General features: G+C 27.1%; 21 protein-coding genes. 13 read left to right on the forward strand and 8 right to left on the reverse strand.

Annotated features, from left to right (window positions below; all coding sequences use genetic code 11):
• Positions 1-8 precede the first annotated feature (8 nt).
• The 6 genes from ASKIR_RS04455 (at position 9) to ASKIR_RS04480 (ending at position 5786) form a co-directional block, all read left to right on the forward strand.
• Positions 9-938 (forward strand): SPFH domain-containing protein, encoded by a 930-nt coding sequence (locus ASKIR_RS04455; RefSeq protein WP_066350244.1) that lies wholly within the window; start codon positions 9-11, stop codon positions 936-938.
• The gene (locus tag ASKIR_RS04460) at positions 931-1365 is read left to right on the forward strand and encodes an NfeD family protein (RefSeq protein WP_115588587.1); all 435 of its coding nucleotides are present in this window, start codon (positions 931-933) and stop codon (positions 1363-1365) included. Before ASKIR_RS04455 ends, ASKIR_RS04460 begins: the two co-directional genes overlap by 8 nt.
• Positions 1366-1385: 20 nt before the next feature.
• Entirely contained in the window at positions 1386-2912 is a 1527-nt protein-coding gene (locus ASKIR_RS04465) for a B12-binding domain-containing radical SAM protein (RefSeq protein ID WP_115588588.1), read from the forward strand.
• The gene (locus tag ASKIR_RS04470; RefSeq protein ID WP_115588589.1) at positions 2905-3606 is read left to right on the forward strand and encodes a DUF481 domain-containing protein; all 702 of its coding nucleotides are present in this window, start codon (positions 2905-2907) and stop codon (positions 3604-3606) included. The genes ASKIR_RS04465 and ASKIR_RS04470 overlap by 8 nt, the downstream gene beginning before the upstream one ends.
• A gap of 147 nt (positions 3607-3753) precedes the next feature.
• Positions 3754-4545 (forward strand): RhuM family protein, encoded by a 792-nt coding sequence (gene rhuM, locus ASKIR_RS04475; protein WP_115588590.1) that lies wholly within the window; start codon positions 3754-3756, stop codon positions 4543-4545.
• Positions 4536-5786 carry a BaiN/RdsA family NAD(P)/FAD-dependent oxidoreductase gene (locus ASKIR_RS04480; protein ID WP_115588591.1) on the forward strand — a complete coding sequence of 417 codons (1251 nt, stop codon included), beginning with the start codon at positions 4536-4538 and terminating at the stop codon, positions 5784-5786. The genes rhuM and ASKIR_RS04480 overlap by 10 nt, the downstream gene beginning before the upstream one ends.
• Here ASKIR_RS04480 and ASKIR_RS04485 read toward each other — a convergent pair.
• Positions 5744-6571, reverse strand: a complete 828-nt coding sequence (locus ASKIR_RS04485; RefSeq protein WP_115588592.1) for a hypothetical protein — start codon at positions 6569-6571, stop codon at positions 5744-5746. The genes ASKIR_RS04480 and ASKIR_RS04485 overlap by 43 nt on opposite strands.
• 136 nt (positions 6572-6707) lie before the next feature.
• Here ASKIR_RS04485 and ASKIR_RS04490 point away from each other — a divergent pair, with 136 nt between their 5' ends.
• The 7 genes from ASKIR_RS04490 (at position 6708) to ASKIR_RS04520 (ending at position 12321) form a co-directional block, all read left to right on the forward strand.
• A complete protein-coding gene (locus tag ASKIR_RS04490; RefSeq protein WP_066160927.1) occupies positions 6708-7133 on the forward strand; it encodes a hypothetical protein in 426 nt (141 codons plus the stop codon).
• Between the two features lie 12 nt (positions 7134-7145).
• Positions 7146-7343: a hypothetical protein gene (locus tag ASKIR_RS04495; RefSeq protein WP_066160929.1), complete on the forward strand. Its 198-nt coding sequence runs from the start codon at positions 7146-7148 to the stop codon at positions 7341-7343.
• Positions 7333-7557, forward strand: coding sequence for a hypothetical protein (locus ASKIR_RS04500; protein ID WP_066160931.1), 225 nt, complete (start codon positions 7333-7335; stop codon positions 7555-7557). The genes ASKIR_RS04495 and ASKIR_RS04500 overlap by 11 nt, the downstream gene beginning before the upstream one ends.
• A 175-nt stretch (positions 7558-7732) precedes the next feature.
• Positions 7733-7987, forward strand: a complete 255-nt coding sequence (locus ASKIR_RS04505) for a hypothetical protein (protein WP_115588593.1) — start codon at positions 7733-7735, stop codon at positions 7985-7987.
• Positions 7984-9831, forward strand: coding sequence for a primosomal protein N' (locus ASKIR_RS04510; RefSeq protein ID WP_115588594.1), 1848 nt, complete (start codon positions 7984-7986; stop codon positions 9829-9831). The genes ASKIR_RS04505 and ASKIR_RS04510 overlap by 4 nt, the downstream gene beginning before the upstream one ends.
• A 43-nt stretch (positions 9832-9874) precedes the next feature.
• Positions 9875-10567, forward strand: coding sequence for a tetrahydrodipicolinate N-succinyltransferase N-terminal domain-containing protein (locus ASKIR_RS04515; RefSeq protein WP_115588595.1), 693 nt, complete (start codon positions 9875-9877; stop codon positions 10565-10567).
• Entirely contained in the window at positions 10567-12321 is a 1755-nt protein-coding gene (locus ASKIR_RS04520) for an ABC-F family ATP-binding cassette domain-containing protein (RefSeq protein WP_115588596.1), read from the forward strand. Before ASKIR_RS04515 ends, ASKIR_RS04520 begins: the two co-directional genes overlap by 1 nt.
• An 11-nt stretch (positions 12322-12332) precedes the next feature.
• On the opposite strand, the gene ASKIR_RS04525 is transcribed toward ASKIR_RS04520, so the two are convergent.
• From ASKIR_RS04525 to ASKIR_RS04555, 7 genes are read right to left on the reverse strand one after another with little or no spacing between them, the layout of a single operon-like run.
• Complete coding sequence (locus tag ASKIR_RS04525) at positions 12333-13406, reverse strand: hypothetical protein (RefSeq protein ID WP_115588597.1); 1074 nt, start codon at positions 13404-13406, stop codon at positions 12333-12335.
• A 3-nt stretch (positions 13407-13409) separates the two neighbouring features.
• Positions 13410-14168: a hypothetical protein gene (locus ASKIR_RS04530; RefSeq protein ID WP_128994508.1), complete on the reverse strand. Its 759-nt coding sequence runs from the start codon at positions 14166-14168 to the stop codon at positions 13410-13412.
• Positions 14169-14181: 13 nt separating this feature from the next.
• Positions 14182-16503 carry an RCC1 domain-containing protein gene (locus tag ASKIR_RS04535; protein ID WP_115588598.1) on the reverse strand — a complete coding sequence of 774 codons (2322 nt, stop codon included), beginning with the start codon at positions 16501-16503 and terminating at the stop codon, positions 14182-14184.
• Positions 16500-16991 (reverse strand): hypothetical protein, encoded by a 492-nt coding sequence (locus ASKIR_RS04540; RefSeq protein WP_066350272.1) that lies wholly within the window; start codon positions 16989-16991, stop codon positions 16500-16502. The genes ASKIR_RS04535 and ASKIR_RS04540 overlap by 4 nt, the downstream gene beginning before the upstream one ends.
• Entirely contained in the window at positions 16988-17737 is a 750-nt protein-coding gene (locus ASKIR_RS04545) for a hypothetical protein (protein WP_066407852.1), read from the reverse strand. The genes ASKIR_RS04540 and ASKIR_RS04545 overlap by 4 nt, the downstream gene beginning before the upstream one ends.
• The gene (locus ASKIR_RS04550; RefSeq protein WP_066350275.1) at positions 17725-19395 is read right to left on the reverse strand and encodes a GspE/PulE family protein; all 1671 of its coding nucleotides are present in this window, start codon (positions 19393-19395) and stop codon (positions 17725-17727) included. Before ASKIR_RS04550 ends, ASKIR_RS04545 begins: the two co-directional genes overlap by 13 nt.
• Positions 19396-19409: 14 nt before the next feature.
• The gene (locus ASKIR_RS04555) at positions 19410-20426 is read right to left on the reverse strand and encodes a type II secretion system F family protein (RefSeq protein WP_066350277.1); all 1017 of its coding nucleotides are present in this window, start codon (positions 20424-20426) and stop codon (positions 19410-19412) included.
• Position 20427 lies beyond the last annotated feature (1 nt).

Consider the following 20427-nt stretch of genomic DNA (forward strand, 5'->3'; position numbering starts at 1 on the left):
GAGACAAAATGGAAGCAACAATAACATTTGCAATTGCAATAATATTTTTTGCAATCGTAATAATAACAAGAGGTGTAAAAATAGTATCTCAATCAGATTTATATGTGGTTGAAAGATTAGGTAAATTTCACAAAGTTTTACATGGTGGATTTCATATAATTATTCCAATTATAGACAATGTAAGATCAATTTTAACATCAAGAGAGCAGTTGGTTGATATAAATAGACAAGCTGTTATTACAAAAGATAATGTAAATATCTCAATAGATGGTATTGTTTTTTGTAAAGTCGATGATGCTACTATGGCAACATACAATGTTATGAATTTCAAAGATGCAATTGCAAACTTAGCAATGACAACTTTAAGAGCTGAAATTGGAGCTATGGTTTTAGATGATACTTTATCAAATAGAGAGACTTTGAATGCAAAACTTCAAACAGAGCTAGGAAGTGCCGCTGCAAACTGGGGAATTAAAGTAACAAGAGTTGAAATAGCAGATATCTCTGTTCCTGCATCAATAGAAAAAGCTATGAATATGCAAATGGAAGCTGAGAGAGAAAAAAGAGCTATTCAAACAAGAGCAGAGGCTCAAAAAGAGGCACAAATTAGAGAAGCAGAAGCTTTTAAACAAAGTGAAATTTTAAAAGCTGAAGCAATAGAGAGAATGGCAGATGCAAAAAAATATGAGCAAGAAAAAGTTGCAGCTGGTCAAAAAGAGGCTATGAATTTAATAAACGAAGCAATGAATCAAAATGAAAAAGCAGCTGAGTTTTTACTTGCAAAAGATAGAGTTGCTGCTTTTAAAGCCTTAGCAGAAAGCTCTAGTACTGATAAAATGATACTTCCTTATGAAGTAACACAGATGATTGGAAGTACATCAGTTTTAGGAGATGCTTTTTTCAAAGGTGCATCAAACACAAAGGCAAACAATGCCTAGTGCAATGGAATTTTATACTCTAATAGCTTTAGGAATTTTACTTTTGGCTTTTGAAGTATTTGTAACATCTTTTGTGATTGTTTGGTTTGCTTTAGGATTTATTTTAGTTGGTTTTATATCACTTTTTTATGGTTTTGAAAATATCCTTTGGCAACTTATTTTAATATCTGTTTTATCAATGTTTTTATTAATTCTTTTTAGAAAAAAAGCATTAAAAAGATTTTCAAAAAGTGAAAAAGATATAAGTGATAACTTTTTCAATGAGAAAGGTATTGGAGAGTTTAAGCTAGGGCAAATATTTTATAAAGGAACTTTTTGGCAAATTGAACCAAGTTTTGATATAAAAAATTTAAGTGAAAATGAAAAAGTAAAAGTTTTAAAAATTGAGAACAATTTAATATATATTGAAAAACTAGATAAGAGATAAAATAAGAAAAAGAATAGAAATTGAATAGACAAAAAGAGATAATATTAACAACACTAAACTCAAGATTTTCGCACTCAAGTCTATCTTTAAGATACTTGTTTGCAAATCTAAAAGAGTTAAAAGATGAAGCAAAGATTTTAGAGTTTGTGATAAATAGCCAAACTCAAACAATAGTTGAAGAGATTTTAGAGTACAAACCAAAAATTGTATTAATCTCAACATATATTTGGAATGCTCAAGATGTAGCCGAAATTGTAAAATATATAAAACTAATAAGCCCAAATACAATAGTAGCTCTTGGAGGTCCTGAGATTAGTCATCTTCCTCATAGAGTAGATTTTGAAATGGCAGATTATTTTATGTTTGGAGAGGGTGAGATAAGTGTTTATAACTTATGTAAAAATATCTTAGGTGGAATTAGACCAAAAGATAAGATAATTCATGCAAAGCCAGTTGAGTTTGATAAAATCGCTCTACCATATGATTATTACACAGATTTTGATATAAAAAATAGACATATTTATATAGAAAGCAGTCGTGGTTGCCCTTTTACTTGTGAATTTTGTCTATCTAGTATTGATAGTAGTATGAGATATTTGCCTATTGATGTTTTTTTAAATGAGATTGATAAACTTTGGAATAGGGGGGCACGAAACTACAAGTTTATAGATAGAACTTTTAATCTAAAAATATCTTATGCAAAAGCTATTTTGGACTATTTTTTAGAAAAAGATGAGGACTATTTTTTACACTTTGAGGTAATTCCTGATAATTTTCCACTTGAGTTAAGGCAGAGATTAAAAAAGTTCAAAGCAGGAAGTTTACAACTTGAAGTTGGTATTCAAACTCTAAATTTAGATGTTGCAAAAAATATAAATAGAAACCTAAAAATTGATAAAATCAAAGAGAATCTAGCATTTTTGAGTTCTGAGACAAAAGCTCATATGCATATAGATTTAATTGTAGGTTTACCAACAGAGACTATAGAGAGTTTTGAGGCAAATCTTGATTTACTATATACTTTAAGTAGTGGTGAAATTCAAATTGGAATTTTAAAAAAACTATCTGGGACTACCTTAAATAGGCACGATGAACTACATGGTATGGTATATAATCCAAACCCACCTTATGATATTTTAAAAAACAATTTGGTAAGTTTTACTCTCATGCAGGACATGAAAAGATTTGCTAGGTTTTGGGATATTGTTTACAATAGTGGAAATTTTGTAAAGACTTCAAAACTACTTTTCAAAGATGGTAAAGTGTTTAAAAACTTTTTTGATTTTAGTAAATGGTTGTATAAAAGAAGTGAAAGTACTTTTAAAATCTCTCTTGATAGGGTTGCTGAGTATTTGTTTGAGTATTTAAGCCGTGATTGGGAAGAGGAGATTTTGGTAAAAACAATTTTGGATGATGTGATGATGATAGAGGGTAGAAAAATACCACCATTTTTGAAAAAGTATAAAAAATATGAGAAGGATTTTATTCAAATTGAACAAAGCAGGGCAAATAAGAGACAGATTTTAAGGATAGAAAACAATGATTAAAAACCATAAAAAACTACTAATTTTACCAATTTTATTAAACTTTGCAACTGCTGTAGAAAATGAAGGAAAAGTTGAGTTGTCTTATGTAAATACAAGTGGAAATACACAAACAACTACACTAGCAGCTGATGCTGAAGTAAAATCAAAGATTGATGATATAGAGCTTAAATTCAAAGGTTCAATAATAAAAAGTAAAGACAACAATGAAGAGTCGGCAAATAAGTATGAGTTAGAGCTACAATCTAGTTATATGTTTACAGATAATTTTTATACATATTTGGGTGTAAATTATGTAAAAGATGAGTTTTCTGATTATGATTCAAGATTAAATATTGGACCTGGACTTGGTTATAAGTTTATAAATACAGATGACCATCTTTTGGATATAAAATCTGGAGTTGATTACTCTTTGGATAAGTATGAAAATGGCAAAAAAAATGAGTATGCTGCTTCAAAATCTGAGTTAAATTATAAATATAAAATAAAAGAGGATATTGAATTTAAACAGATGGTAAACTATCTTGTATCTATGGAGGATAGTGAAAAATACTTTGTGACAAGTGAGAGTAGTGTAAATGTAAAGATGGTTGGAAACTTATCTTTAGGAGTTAGTTATAAAGTTGATTATATAAATCAAACACAAAAAGAGAAAACTGATAAAAAGTTTTTAACATCTTTGATATATGATTTTTAAGAGTTTAAATGAACTATAGAGTTATTATTCTTTCACTTTTAGTGTTATATATCTTAGCAGATATTTTTCATACATATTTTATAAAATAATTTCAATAGTTTGTTTCCAAATTATAAAATGATAAAATGGGAAAAAAAAGGTTTACAAATGAGTGAAATATTAATCTACCAAAATGAAAATGGAAACATCAAAGTAGATGTGATGTTTGAAGATGGCTCAATATGGCTATCTCAAGCTCAAATTTGTGAACTCTTTGGTAAAGCAAAATCAACAATAAGTGAACATATAAAAGCTATTTTTGAAGAAGAGGAATTAAATCCAATTTCAACTGTTCGGAATTACCGAACAGTTCAAAAAGAGGGAAATAGAGAAGTAGAAAGAGATATAGAATATTATAATCTTGATATGATAATTGCCATTGGTTTTAGAGTTCGTTCAAGTACAGGTACCAAATTTAGAATTTGGGCAAATGATAAACTAAAAGAGTACATCACAAAAGGTTTTGTACTAAATGATGAGCGATTTAAAAATGGCAACTCTATGGGCTATTTTGATGAACTTCAAAAAAGACTTAGAGATATTAGAATATCTGAAAAGTTTTTTTATCAAAAAATCAAAGACATCTATATGACAAGTATTGATTATGACCCAAAAGATGAAAAAACAATTTTGGGATTACTTGTTGAGCAATATTTAGCATTTGCAGAGACTATGGCAATCCAAAGAACACCTATGTATATGAAAGATTGGATTGCAAGATTAGATGCTGTTATATCTTTAAATGGTAGAGAGTTACTAACTCATGCAGGAAAAATAAGCCATGAAATGGCAATTGCAAAAAGTGGATTAGAGTATAAAAAGTTTAAAGATGAACAAAAGAAAATAGAAAAAATCCAAAGTTTAAAAGAGCTTGAAGAGGATATAAAGAGATTAAAATGATATACGATTTAATAGTTTTAGGAGCAGGTCCAGCTGGAATATTTGCAACTATTAGTGCAGCAAAAGAGGGCAAAAAAGTGTTGTTGCTAGAAAAGATGCCACAAATTGCACTAAAACTAAAAGCAACAGGTGGTGGCAAATGTAATCTTACAAATACTTTATCACCTTTGGAGTTTATTGAAAAATTTGGAAAAAATGGCAGATTTATAAAAGATGCTCTTGATGAGTTTTCAAGAGATGATTTGCTCTCTTTTTTTGCTTCAATTGGAGTAGAAACAATTGCTAAAGATGGATTTAGAATTTTTCCTATAAATCACAGCTCAACACTTATTTTAGAAGCTTTACAAAAAGAGCTTCAAAGATTAAGTGTAGAGTTTAAAACATCAATAAATATTGAAAAAATAGAAAAATTAGATGATATTTTTGAACTAAAAAGCAAAGATAGTATCTACAAAGCTAGAAATTTAGTTTTAGCAACTGGAGGTTTAGGTTATCCAACTTTAGGAGCAACTGGAGATGGATATAGCTTTGCTTCATCTTTTGGACACAAAATTACACAAACCTCTCCAGCTATGATGCCACTATTTACAAAAGAGAAAAACTTTGGCTCTTGCAAGGCTGATACAATCGCAAAAGCTATTTTAAAAGTAGATATAAAAAAGTATAAAAACCTAAAAATAAGTGGAGATTTAATTTTTACAAAAGAGGGGCTTAGAGGTCCAGTTATTTTAGATTTTGCAAGAGAGATAACACCTATTTTAGCCACTTACAATGAAGTTCCTTTGCTTATAAATTTTCTAAAAGGAAAAAATGAAGAGGAGATTTATAAACATCTAAAAGATGAGATATCAAAAAATCCTCAAGATAATATTTTACAAAACTTAGAGACTTTAGTTGCCAAAAGTGTTGCAAATGAGATTTTAAATATTTGCGATATAAAAAGAGATTTAAGATTTAAACAAATAGAAGGGTTTAAAAGAGAAAAACTAATAAAAACTCTAGCTTGGACACCTTTTACAGTTATTGGTCACGATGGATTTAGACAAGCCATGATTACAAGAGGTGGAGTTAGCATAAAAGAGATTGATTCAAAAACTTTAGAGAGTAAAATTATACAAGGTCTATATTTTTGTGGAGAGCTTGTAGATATTGATGGACCTTGTGGTGGATACAATCTTCAATGGGCTTTTTCAAGTGGTTATTTGGCTGGAAAATTAAAAAGCTTTTTTAATAAAATATAAAAAACAAATAGATAAAAAAGAGGCAAAAGTATAGTTTGAAATATAAATACAATAATCAAATCAACTATATTATCGCTTGAACTATCAACAGCATCTTTATACTCATCTACCTTTTTTTCATAAAAAGTCATATCAAATTTTTGTCTAAACTTTTCAAAAAAACCACTCTCTTTCTCTTCTACTGATTCAAGATTTATTTTACTTATCTCATCTTTTGTATTTAAAATGGTCTCATTTAGCTGTTCAATATTGTATTGAGGTTTTATAAAGTAGTCATAACTATACTCATTTAAGTATGCAACAAATGGAATTGAAAATCTTAAAAATAGTAAAATAAGTGTTAATTTAAGAGCCATATTTTTAATACTTTCTATGTTTTTAAATTTTAAAAATAGAAATATATTAAAAACTAAAATGGATATTATAAAAGTAAGATTGAAAAAATCATTTGATACAAAATTTAATAATATTTTTTGAATTCCAAGAGATACTAAACTAGCTAACATTATAAGTGAAAATTGCTCTACTAAATCATTTATAGGATCAAGTACCTCTCCAACAGCAACAACTACAAATGGAAGATTAATCTCTGTTCCTTGAGCCAAAGATATAACTGCATTTAGTGCTTTTGCACTTCCAAATACAATTAAAGCTTGATTAAAAGATTTGTCTATAACATCTTTTGCACTCTCATTTACAACAACACTACTTGAAGCAAAAATAATAAAAATAGATAAGATCAAAATAGATATTTTGCCAAAATTATTAAATATAAAAGTTTTCATAAAGCGGATTATACAAAATAAAAATCAATATTCAAAATATTTTTAATTAAGCTTGATAGCAAATTAATAGTTTACTAGAAATTAAAAAAAATATACTATAATATATACTTTAATATATAAAAACTTAGGATAAAAAATGCTATTGATGAAACTTCAATCAAGAGAGAAATTTGCTTTTTTACAACTTGCTCACTATTTAGCAAGAGTTGATAATAATTTTGGAAAAGAGGAAGAGGATATAATTTTAGATTATTGCGATGAGATGGGGATTGATAATATTGATTCATTCGATAATTCAAAATTTGATTTAGAAGAGATTCTAAGAAACTTTAAGAGTCAAAGAAGTAGAAAAATTGTATTAATGGAGCTTATGATTTTAGTTCATATTGATACAGTATTTAATATAAATGAACAGATTGTAATAGAGAAAATATCAAAATATTTTGATATTTCACAAAAAGATATAGAGAATTTTTCTGCATGGGGAAAAAGTGTAGCAAAGTTATATGAAGTTGCAAAAGTTTATATGGATGATAGCTACGATGAAGCGATGATTTCTTAATGGATAGATTAAATGCAAGAGATTGAGATTTTAAATAAAAGAGTTGATAATTTAATTCAAAAATATACTCAAGTTTTGTTGGAGAAAAAAGCCTTAGAGGCTAAAATCTCTGAACTTACAAATGAGAATGATAAATTAGAAAGATACAATCAAGATATGATTTTAAAAATTGACACCCTTTTAAAAAAGGCTAAATTAGATGGAAAATAAGAAAATAACTCTTCATATAAATAATATGGCATATGAATTAGTTTTAGATGATGATATGCAAAAAGAGATTACAAGACATTTTGATTTAAATAAAAATAATGAAACATTTACCCTTTTAAAAGCATATTTAACAACTTTAAAAGAGAAAAGAGAGCTTAAATCAAAGTTTGAAAAAGAGATTACAAATATCTCAAATAAGCTTGTAGGATTTTAAAATCAAAGCCTTTTCTCTTCTTGAAACAATTTTAGTTGTTTTAATATTATCAATTATATTTGCAATTTTTACTCCAAAAGTATCAACTTTTTTTGATTTTGGAGTAAAAAATCAACTAAAAGTAGAGTATGCTCTTATAAACTCTGCAATTAAGAATCAAGAGTTTCAAGCTAACTTGCTACAAAATAGTTTTCATTTAACAAAATTAGATAGTGCAAAAATAGATACAAAAGATGAAGAGCTTTTTAAATATATTTTAGAAAATCCTTTTAAATCAACTACAACAAAAGATAAAGAAGTTGGAAAATGGGCAAAAATGGCAAGTAGTGATTATATCTTTTTTACAAAAAATTCAATTGTTAAATTCTCTTTAAAAAATAGTAGTTTTGAATGTATAAGCCCTGAAGAGATCTGCAAAGAGCTAGAATGAACTATTATGAAGTAGCAATTTTAAAATCACCTTTACAAAATCTTACATATCAAAGTGAAGAGTCAATAGAAATTGGCTTTGTAGTTGAAGTAATTTTAGCAAATAGAAAAAAACCATATTTAGCAGTTATTATAAAAAAAGTTGAAAAACCAGAGTTTAAATGTAGCAATATTTTAAAAGTTACAGAGTTTTTTTATAGTAAATTTATGCTTGAAATTGCTGATTTTATTAGTAAATATTATGTATGTTCACTAGGACATAGTTTATCTATTTTTCAATTATTTAACAAAAATATAGAAGAAAAAGAGATAAAAATAGAGTTTAAAAAAGATATACACCTTTCATCTTTTCAAAAAGAGGCAAAAGAGTTTTTAGATATTAAAAAACAAGCTTTGCTCTTTGCATCTACAGGTGCTGGAAAAACTGAAATATATATAAAAACAATAAAAGAGGTTTTACAAAGTGGAAAACAAGCTGTTTTATTGATGCCTGAAATCTCTTTAACACCTCAAATGCAAAAGAGACTTGAAGAGGTTTTTGGAGATAGTGTAGCAATTTGGCACTCAAAAGTTAGCTCTAAAAAAAGAGCAGAGATTTTAGAGAAACTTCAAACTTCTGAAATAAAACTAATAGCGGGTGCAAGATCAGCACTATTTTTGCCTTTTAGAGATTTGGGTTTAATTGTTGTGGATGAAGAGCATGATGACTCATATAAAAGCGATCAAACACCAAGATACAATGCAAAAGATTTAGCAATATATATATCTAAAAAGTTTGATCTAAGACTTATTTTAGGAAGTGCAACACCATCAATAAACAGTTTTTACAAAATCCCATATTTTGAATTAAACAAAACATTTTATGAGACAAAAAAGAGTTATATTTTTGAATCTAGTAGCTTAAATATTTCCCAAAAAAGTTTAGAAAAAATAAAAGAGAATCTAAACAACTCGCATCAAACAATTGTTTTTTTACCAACAAGGGCAAACTACAAACACCAAATCTGTTTTGATTGTGGCAAAAGTGTTGAGTGTCCATTTTGTAGTGTCTCTATGAGTTTGCATAAAAATGATAGAGCTTTGAAGTGCCACTATTGTGGATATACTTCAAAAATTCCAGATGTTTGTCCATCTTGTAAAACTGGAATTGTAAGAAATCATAGAGTAGGAACTGCACAAATTGAGGAGATTTTAAAAGAGGAGTTTCCAAATAGCGTTATAAAAAGATTTGATAAAGATAGTGTAAAAACAGAAAAAGAGTTGAAAAATATTCTTGAAGAGTTTAATCAAAACAGAATTGATATTTTGGTTGGAACTCAAATGCTTTCTAAAGGGCATGATTATCACAATGTTAAATTAGCAGTTGTTTTAGGAATGGATAGTTTACTTAATATGAGTTCATATAAAGCTAGAGAAAATGCTTTAAGTCTTCTTTTTCAAATATCTGGAAGAAGTGGCAGAAATGGTTTTGGTGAAGTTATTATTGAGAGTAAAAATGAGGATTTTTTTAAGCACTATTTGCTTGAATCAAACTATAAAGAGTTTTTGCAAAGTGAGTTGGAGTTTAGAAAAGATTTATACCCTCCATTTGTAAAACTATCTCGTGTTATTTTAAGCTCAACGAATGGTTTAAAAGTAAAAGAGGAGCTTAAAAAAACAGTAAATGAGCTTCAAAATATAAAAGATATTGAAATAGTTGGATTTGGAGAGTGTGCTATATTTAAAATTGCAAACAAATATAGATTTGAGATAGTTTTAAGATCACAAAATACAAAAGCACTTTTAAATGCTTTGCATTCAATAAATAGTGCTAATGCAACTATTGATATGGACACTATTTATTAAACTTTTAGTAAAATCTGAAAAAATTTAAAAAGGAGCCAAAGATATGATAAATTCAAAAGATGATTTTAATGCACTGTTTGAAACTATTGCTAAAGAGAGTTGGTACAAAAAACCACTAGCATTTGGAATTGCAAGAGTTAATTATGGAACTTTAAATCCAAATAGAGTTTTAGAAGCAGTTTTTCCAGTTTTTAATTGGAATGAAAATGAAAAGAGTGCAGCAATTTTCTTAGCAGCATTAAAACAAAGTGGTCAAGATGTAGATTGTTTTAAAAGTGAGGGTGTTTACTCTATTAGTGATGGTTTTTTAGGTTATTGTATAGAGGCTTATAAACCATTTTATGAAGAGAAAGAGAGACATAAAAATCTTCAAGTAATCTCAACACTAGCAAGTTTACCAATAAATAGTGGACTAGGTGCAGATGATTTTAGAGTTGTATTTATTTTTGAAGATAAAAAACCACAAAGTGTTGAGAGTGTTTATTTAAAACTATATGCAAAACATAGCAAAAAAGTTGAAGATGTAAATCTTGATGGTGTTGAAGATTTGCTTACAAACTGTGCTTGGATAGATGGAAAACCAATAGAGTTAGATTGGTTAAGACAAAATGAGATAACTTTAAAAATAGCAGATAAATATCCAAAAGTTGATTATGTTGGAAAATTTTCAAGATACTTAAACCATATAATTCCAAATGAGAATGAAACTTCGTGTAAAGGTGTACTTTTTAAATAATGATAGAGCTAATAAATATAAAAAAATCATATCCAACTCAAGATTTATATCAAGATTTAAATTTAAGATTAAATAAAGGTGATAAGGTAGGTCTTGTTGGACGAAATGGAACTGGAAAATCAACGCTTTTTAAACTTATACTGAAAGAAGAGCAACCAGATAGTGGAGAGATTGCAACTCCAAAGAACTATAAAATTGGTGCTTTGAAACAATATTTTGATTTTACTGAAAAAACTTTAATAGATGAAACAGCTTTGGCTTTGGGTGAAGATGATAAGTATAATATCTATAAGGCTGAAAAAATTTTATTTGGTTTAGGATTTAGTGAAGAGGATTTACAAAAAGAGCCAAAGAGTTTTTCAGGTGGTTACCAAATAAGAATAAATCTAGCAAAACTTCTTTTAACAGAGCCAAATATGCTACTTCTAGATGAGCCTACAAACTATTTGGATATTTTATCTATTCGTTGGTTAAGAGAGTTTTTAAAATCTTTTGATGGAGAGCTTATACTTATAACTCACGATAGAGATTTTATGAATAGTGTTTGTACACATACTATGGGAATTGTGCGAAAAAATGCCTTTATAATTCCTGGAAGTACTCAAAAGTTTTTTGAACAACTTGCTAGTAATGAAGAGCATTATGAGAAACAAAAAATTGCTCAAGAGAAAAAGATTAAAGATCTTGAAGAGTTTATTGCTAAAAATAAAGCAAGGGCAGCAACAGCAACACTAGCTCAATCAAAGGTAAAAATTTTAGAGAAAATGGAAGTTATGGAAGATTTAGAGTATGCAAAAGATCTAAAATTTGATTTTAACTATAAAGATACAAGTGCTAAATTTTTACTTGAAGTAAAAGATGTAAGCTTTGGATATGATAAAAATAATATTCTTTTCAAAGATATAACTTTTGCATTAAGCAAAGGCGAGACTTTGGGAATTATAGGTAAAAATGGAAAAGGAAAATCTACACTTTTAAATGTTTTAGCAGGTGAACTAAAAGCTCTTAGTGGGAGTGTAGATTTTCATCCAAGTACAGTTTTTGGGCATTTTGGACAGACAAATATAAATCATCTAAATCTAAATAATACAATTTTAGAAGAGATACAAAGTGTAAATAACAAAATTCCAGAACCTGTTATTAGAAATATTTGTGGAATTATGATGTTTAGTGGAGATAATGCAAAGAAAAAAATCTCTTTATTATCTGGAGGAGAGAAAAGTAGGGTAATGCTTGGAAAAATTATTGCACAAGATGTAAATCTACTTTTTCTAGATGAGCCTACAAACCACCTTGATATTGAATCAATTGAAGCACTTACAACTGCTATAAAAGAGTTCGAGGGTTCAAGTATTATAGTAACTCACAGTGAAGAGCTACTAAGAGCTGTTTGCGATAGATTAATAGTTTTTACAAATGATGGTGCAGATTATTTTAATGGAACTTATGATGAGTTTTTAGAGAAAATTGGTTGGGGTGATGATATTGATGATAAGAAATCAAACAAAAAAGAGGAAAAAAAAGATAAGCCAAAGCTAAATAAAAAAGAGAGTAAACAGTTAAGAGCACAATTGGTTGCTAAAAAGAGTCAAGATTTAAAACCTCTAAAAGCAGAGCTTGAAGAGCTAGAATCTAAAGTCTCAACACTATTTGGTGCAGATAAAATAAAAGTTGAAAATAGTATTTTAGAAATTATGCAAAAAATTGAGAATATAAACAGAGAGTTTGACGAAAAAATGGCAGAACTTAGCTAAAAGATAAAGCTTTAGTTTATAGGCAAACTAAAGCTATATCTCATCCCTTCAGACTCTATTGATTCAATTTTAAGTTCATTCTTAAATTGATTTAAAATATTATTTGATTCTATAATTAATACATTCTCACTATTTAGAGTAAATGCATCATCAATATGTCCAATCTCAAAACCATTATTTGATACTAATATATTTAGAGTATCTTTTTTTAATACTACTGTCGCACTAATTTGTTTTTGAGTTTTACCTTTTTTAATATCTTTTTTAATAGTATCTAAAATAGATTGTTCTATAAGGTTAAATATTAGATTTTCTATCCAAGATATAGGAATATTTATCTCTTTTTTATAATCTATTTTTAAATCATAATCTAAAGATATCTTATATCTATTATCCATATAGTAGTAAAAATCAGCTCTTTTACTTAGTGTTTCAAAAAGATTTTCAATATGTTTTAAGTTTTTGTTGTTATTAAATGTATTTTCCAAAAAGTTTATAATAGCAGTTTCAAATCTAATAAGCTGTTCATAAAGTAGTGCATAAGAATTTATTGTATCAAAGATTAAAGAGCTGTTTATAAGCTCTTCTGATGAATATTTATCTATATGTTTATTAAAATTTGAAGTATCAAAGAGCGTTATATAAAAAAGAAAATTATTTAATCTATTTTTTAAATCTATACTATTTTGTAAAGAGTTTATAATATTTTCAATCTCTTTTTGTTTCACTCCATTATTTACTAAGTGTGAAGTTAAATCATTTAATAATATTTTATCATCTATAAAAAATGTTTTTAAGTTTAAACTATCAAAAAGTTCTAGCTTTTCTAAAATTTCTTTAAATTCATCAAAACATATATTAATAGATTGATTTAAGATATTTTTTATTATCAATATATTTTTCTCAATTTTTTTATGTGTTAGATTAAATAAATCTCTATTTAATCTAGTTTTACCACCAGTTTCATTTGAAAAAATATTGTCAATATTAAAAAGAAAAATATAATCTTTTTTTAGTTCAATTAATGGCTCTAAAATCTCTTCTACTTTTATATTTACACTATTTTTAATATTTAGATTTTCCAAAGTTTATTCCTTATTCTTAGAACTTATATTTAAATTTGATTCTTGAACTATATTTTTAATAGAATTTTTTGTAGAGATTGGTTTGTCTATATTTCCAGTTATTTGTTCATATCTTGGATGATTTCTATCAATTGTTTGAAGATTACTTAAGTTTATTCCATAGTTGCTAAGATATATTGTATATCCTGAAATTTTATCTAAATCTTTAAATAGTTCTATACTTTTTGTTCTAGTATTAATATCAACAATTTTATGACCAAAAACAGTATCCCCTAACATATATCGTCCTTCAATATTTCCACTAATTTCTGTAGTCTGTTTTGATCTATTAGCTGTTTCATCATCAAGAAGTAAAATCACATAATTTATCCCATTAAATCTATACATACTTTTAATTTTCAAATCTTTTAATCTTTTTGTTCTTGTAAAATCAGAAGCAATTCTTGCTAACTCATTTTGATGATTAAATACATCTTTCTCTCTTTGCTCTTCAGTAATAACACCACCTTGAGCATTAGTAGCTTTTTGTTTAGTTAGCATTTCACGCTCTCTTTGCTCTTTTGTTCTTTTTATCTGTTCATCAAGATACTCTTTTTCTAAGCCTGTAACTGCCATATAAAAATCTTGTGATTGTTTATCCATCATATCAAGCTTATTTAATTTCTCCTCTTGGTTTGTACTATTTTCTGTCTCTTTTGTGTTTTCAGCATTTATCAAACTAAAACTCAAAAACAAAATTAATGTTGCTACCTTTAAATTCATAATTTTCCCTCTCTTATTTAAATTTATATTCATAGTTAAATCCACCAATATATGTTGGATATTTTATAAAAAATGCATCTTTGTGCAATTTTCCACCATCTGCACCATAAACCTCTCCTGTCCATTCTCCTGATGAGATATTTGTTAAATAATCACTTGCACCCTCAACCATTAAGAAATCTTTATCTAAATCATATAAGTTTGTATTAAAAACTGGAATCATAAAAGTATTACCCCAGCTTGTGCTTCCTGATGCATTTCTATAATAAGATTGCATACCCCAACAATACATTTGATTATTTATATCAATTCCACAAATACCATTCTCTTCTTGAATAACTTTAACCTGTATCCATTTTATTTTTTTAATAGCATCTGTAAAATATTTATCATCACTATGAGATGAGCTAAAAAACATATCGCCTTTGAGTTCATTGTACTCATTTACCCAAACAACTCCACTACTAAAATTTGATGGATTATTTAAATCATTTATTGTTTTAGATATATCAGCAGAGATTATCTTAGCATCTTTTGTTGCATCATATTTTAAAAGTCCATTACCATTTGAACTATTATATGTTTTTATCTTCTCTTTTATAGACTCTATTTGAATCTTATCTTTAGTATCATTTGATTGAGAAATTTTATAAAAATCACCATTTTCATCTTGTGCTACAAAACCATCAATTCCACCTTTTAAAGATACAAAGTTTGGAATAATAGACAAATTTGAGTTATTTGGCTCTATTTTAACTGGAGAGCAAAAATTATATGTTTTACTTCCAAATTTTCTTTCACAAGCTTTACTACCACTAACTCCCTCAACTCCCCAAATATAAACTCCCCCAATTTTATCTATTGCACCAATTCTTCTAAATCCTATGGTTGTAATATATGTAATATCTTCTATATTTGATAATCCATTAATAGAACTATAATTTGTAAATTTTGATGAAACACTCCCATTTCCAGCAAAACCACTAGAGGGATCACCCCAAATATAAACATTTCCATCTTCACCTAAAAAGTGCCATATTTGATTGTTTGCAAAGAGTCTATTTACTCTTTTTGAATTTGTTGAACCATCAAAGTGTTTACTTCTATACAAAAGTTCACCCTTTCTATTAGTTCCGTCTAAATCATCATACCAAGAGCTACTATTTCCACCAGTTGTACCTCCACAATATACCTCTTTATTTGTAGAAATCCCACAAGCACCATGATAAACTGATATAAAAAAATCAATAAATTTTGGTCTATTTGGAGAGTTAAAGTAGTTTTGCTCATAATATTTATCATTATAAACATTTGTTTTATCTTTGTTGTATGTATTTTGAACATTATTATAAAGTTTTGCTCTTAAAGGCATAGCTATATTTACTACAACTTCTGAATTTGAATTTGTGTTACCTGTAAAATATTTACTTCCTTTTATTCCTGTTATTGCTTTACCATTATTTCCCCAAGCATAGATATCACCATTTACAATCATTCCTCCAGCTCGTCTATAAAAATATATTACAGTCTCTCCTACAGATATGGAATCAGGATTTACTCTTATAAAATTATTTGGACCAATTGCAATTGACTCTTTTATTGTTCTACACTCTGTTTGATTAACACCTCCATAGATACAATCAAATACAGATAGTCCAAGAGTTATAAACTCACTTGGTATTTTTAAATCTTTTACATCTTTAGTTACTTTTAAATTTTCATCTTGAAATTGAATTCCAGCTGCAAATGTCATACCTATGTTTGTACTATAAGAGTATTTGTATTTTCCATCATTTCCATAATAATCAAGTGATACATTATTTAAAATATTATCGTTGTTGCTCAAATTATCATTTGCATCAATTGTAGATTTTATTATAAATCTACCTGCTGTAGGTGTTTGATTTGGTTTTAAAACTTTATCCTGATTATTTTGAATAAATTTTTCTATAATAGATAAATTTATTTTTGTATTACTATTTTTGTTTAATGGAGCCAATGTATAAACTCTATTCGAATTTGTATAATAATATAAAATCATATCATTTAACAGAGTCTCATTTTTTGGTATAAAAGGTTTTATCTCACCATCTTCTATACTCATTTTAATTCCAAAAGGGTTTATAAAATCAAAACCATCAACCAAATAAGGTGACAAATCTTCTATTTTTTCTGGTTTCTTTGCTTCTACTATTAAATATTTTTTATAAGCAACTGCTATTTGCTCCTCTTTTTGTATTAACTTATCTATCTTCTTTTTATTCAAAATATCAAATTCAGATGAAGCAAATAAGTTTATACATACAAATAAGATTATAAAAGATATCTTTTTCATCTATTTTCCCTTGGTTTTTGTATATAGTCAACAAAGTAAATATTTTCAAATTCATCTCTTTGTTTAACTTCTCCTAAATACTCTAGTATTTTTTTACCAGCTATTTTACCAAGTTCTGTAGTTGATTCTAAATCTACTATTAATATATACCTATCTATACACATCTGTTTTGTATCTATAAGAGATAAATTATAATCAACCAAAGAGAAGTTATTGAATATTGATTTTAATTTATTATCAATCTCTTCTTTAGATGCATAGCTAGATTTTACTAGATTTGTTTTATCTTTAATATTTTGTATATTATCTTTTATTCTATTTGTAACTTCTCTTTTTTCATCAAGCTCTTTTGTTAAAGATACTTTTTCATTGTACATTTTATAGTACTCAAATCCTGAAATTAAAAAGAAAAATAGTATATATACTAAAAACAAAATAATAGATAACTTTGATATTTTTATAATCCGTTTTTTACTTAAACTAATCATTTTAACTCTTCTTTATAAGTTATACAAGATATTAAATTATCATACTCTTTTTGTGCAGTGCTAAAAGCTTTATCTTGTCTTTTTATGAAATCATTTTCAAACCTTAACTCTTGTTTTAAAGGGTCTAAAGTAGGATGCGTTAAATAATCTTTTTTTAAGTCAATAAGTCCAAAAAATAGACCATAGAATATAATAAAAAATAAAAATACTAAAATGGATAGTTTTGTGTAAAATGTCTTTGAACTATCTAACTCATTTAAATTTTCACAAAGTTCGGCTACTTCTCCTAACTTAAAGCATACAACCTCTTTTTTATCATTTTTTATATTTTCTTGTAAAAGAACTTCTATTCCTGCCCTAAATTTTGATTCAACTATATAATTTATTTTTTTTATCTCTCCACCACTACTTAACATTGTAATGTGCTTTGTCATAAGTATTGATTTAATCATATCATCAGTTATAAAACTAGGATTTATTTTTGCACTATATATTGTTTTATGATTAAATAAAAGTACATACTCTTCATCTGCAATATAGATTAAAAACTCATTATTTGCCAAATATTTTTTAGATAGAAGATTTAATGAATAATATTCATAAATACTATTTTTAGGTACATAAACTTCTCTTTTTTTAAATTTATTATAAGTAAATAATCTTTTTGATAATTCAAATCTATCATTTAAATAAAAATGTTCACTCTCTTCTTGTGAGTTAAAATCAGTTATTGCTAATCGTACCATACTTCTTCTCCCCTTATAATTGCTTGAGCATCCTCATAAGTTATAAAACCAGCATCATATTGTGCTAAAGTTGCTTTTTCAACAGTCATATACTCAGCAGGATTTTCAAAATCACCACCTGCTCCAATTTTAAATCTAACAACTTCTGCAATAGGAACTCGGCCTTTAAAACCTGTATTTCCACAATGTTCACAACCAACTTTTTTATTTCCACCTTTTCCATCAGGTTCACAACAACTTGTACATAGTTTTCGCACCAGTCTTTGAGATACTATTCCTCTTAAGTTATCAATAACATCTCCCTCATTAATTCCCAAAGAGCTAGTCATCCTTGAAACAGTTGCTGGAGCTGAGTTTGTATGCATTGTAGAAAATACTAACTGTCCTAAGTTAGATGCATTTACGAGTTGAAATGCAGTTTGTGGCTCTCTTGTCTCTCCAATAAGTATAATATTTGAATCTTGTCTTAAAATATCAACAACAGCTTCAGGATATCCATATTTAAACTCCTCACTTGCACTTGCAAATTCAGATAAATCAATTTGGAAGAAAGATTCATCAACATATTCAACAGGATCTTCAATTGTAATAACATATTGTTGTTGTCTTGCAAGTTTTTGAAGTAGGGCATACATAAGGTGAGTTTTACCACTTCCAACTTGACCAGTTATTAATATCATACCATTTGCATATTTTGTTAGGTTATTTAAAATTTCAATTGTCTCACTAGGATAATTTAATCCACCTAAATCATGAGAAACAACTCCTTTACCACCAATCATCCTCATAACTAGTGAGAAGTTTTGTTTTGAGTTTATTAAACCAAGTCTAAATTTAATTGGTTTTTTTGCATATTCATAACTAATAATTCCATTAATTGACTCAAAATCTGAATCTTCTTGATCAGCCATAGTTACAAGTCTTCTTTTTAAGGTTTTTGCAATTGGAATTGGCATTGAACCCATATCAACTTTTATACCATCTATTCTAAACCACAAAAAAGCATTTCTTGAAGTTTTTTGAATATGTATATCACTAGCTCCAAGTAAAACTGCTTGACCCATTAGTTTTTCAAAATATTTATCAATCTCTTCATCGCTTTCTGTATCAGAAGTTTGATGGAATATAATCTCTCTATCTTCTCCAAATATTGTAGATAAAACACCCTCTCCAAGAACTATAATTTTTGTAAAGTAGAATTTACTTAAGATATCAAAATCAAGATTTACAACATCTCTAATTCCTAATACTTTATTTTTATTCTTTATATCTTCAAGAGTAATCATATACATAGATGAACAAAGCTCTTGTTTTTTATCATCTAAAAATGAAGTAGTATCTACATAATATTTTTGAAGTTCTTTGTAGCTATCAAAATATTCATATCCCATACTTTTTACAAATTGTTCATATTTTTTCTCATTTACAATTAAATCAGAAAAACCACCTTTTAGGTTATACTTATCTTTAATCATATCTTCAATTATAGTTTGAAGATTTGTTTCATTACTATCATCTTTTTTAACTAAATCTTCAAATTTTTGTCTATTTATTTCAATAAAATCTTGAAGATTAAATGTTTTTATCTTTTCAAAAAATCTAAAATCAATATTTGGCTTTTTTATTTTTCGTGTTCCTACTAAAAATTTTTTAAACATCTTTACCTTCTTTCTTATTGATACAGTGTTTTAAAAGTAAATGTAGCAATAACTAAGTTAATAATATCAGAACCAATTACAACAGTCACAAGCATAGCTACTAGCCAAAAGAAAAATTTCCATTGTAAAACTAGGTAGTTTATATTTTTTTCATACATAGTATCACATGTTTTATACAAAGTTTTAGCAAGTTCTGAGTAGTTTGATTTACTAAGTTCTGCTAATCTTATTTCAGCTGTTAGAAGTGTTGGAAAATTATATTTATCAAATGCCATAAATAGTTTTTTATTTTTTTCAATCATTATTGCTAAATCTTTAAAAAATGGTCTAAGACCTGGTTTGAAATACTCATTTGCCAAAATAGCAGATGTCTTATGAAAAGATATTCCTGCACTTAACATACCATTTAGAATTCTAAATAGGTATCTTCCATCACTATATGCTTGAGTCTTAAATATTTTATAAAGCCAAGCAGGTCTATATTTTTCTGTGTACATATAATAAAAAAATATAAAAAGAGTTATTAAAATAGAGATTGCTAATCCCCAATATGCAAATGTATATGTGAAATATTTTGGAATTCCTAAAAACTGCTCAACATCTGGATTTAATTTTGTTAAATATTCAACATCAGCTTTTAAAAATCCAAGATATAAAATAAGACTATAAAATGAGCCTATTATAATTGATAAGGGTAGGAAAATAGGTCCAAGCATTTTCGCTATTAAGTTTGGATTTCCTTTTGTAAATGATAAAACAAGCTTCAAACCCTCAACTGTACTTGTACTATTTGATACAATACTATATTGAAAAGTATTTAAAAACTTATATTTATACAAAACCTCTTCTAACTTTTGTTTACCAGTTTCAAGCTCTCTTATCGCACCTAAAAGTCTCTTTTTAAATGCAGTTTTTTTTGTAATTTGATCACTATATAAAACTAAAGCTCTTCTTGTATTTGAACCAGTTTCAAGCTTTGTTACTAGATAATCTAATAAAAACATCTCATATGGATCTTTAAATAGTGACATT

It is taken from the genome of Aliarcobacter skirrowii CCUG 10374 (assembly GCF_003544835.1).
Lineage (GTDB): Bacteria > Campylobacterota > Campylobacteria > Campylobacterales > Arcobacteraceae > Aliarcobacter > Aliarcobacter skirrowii.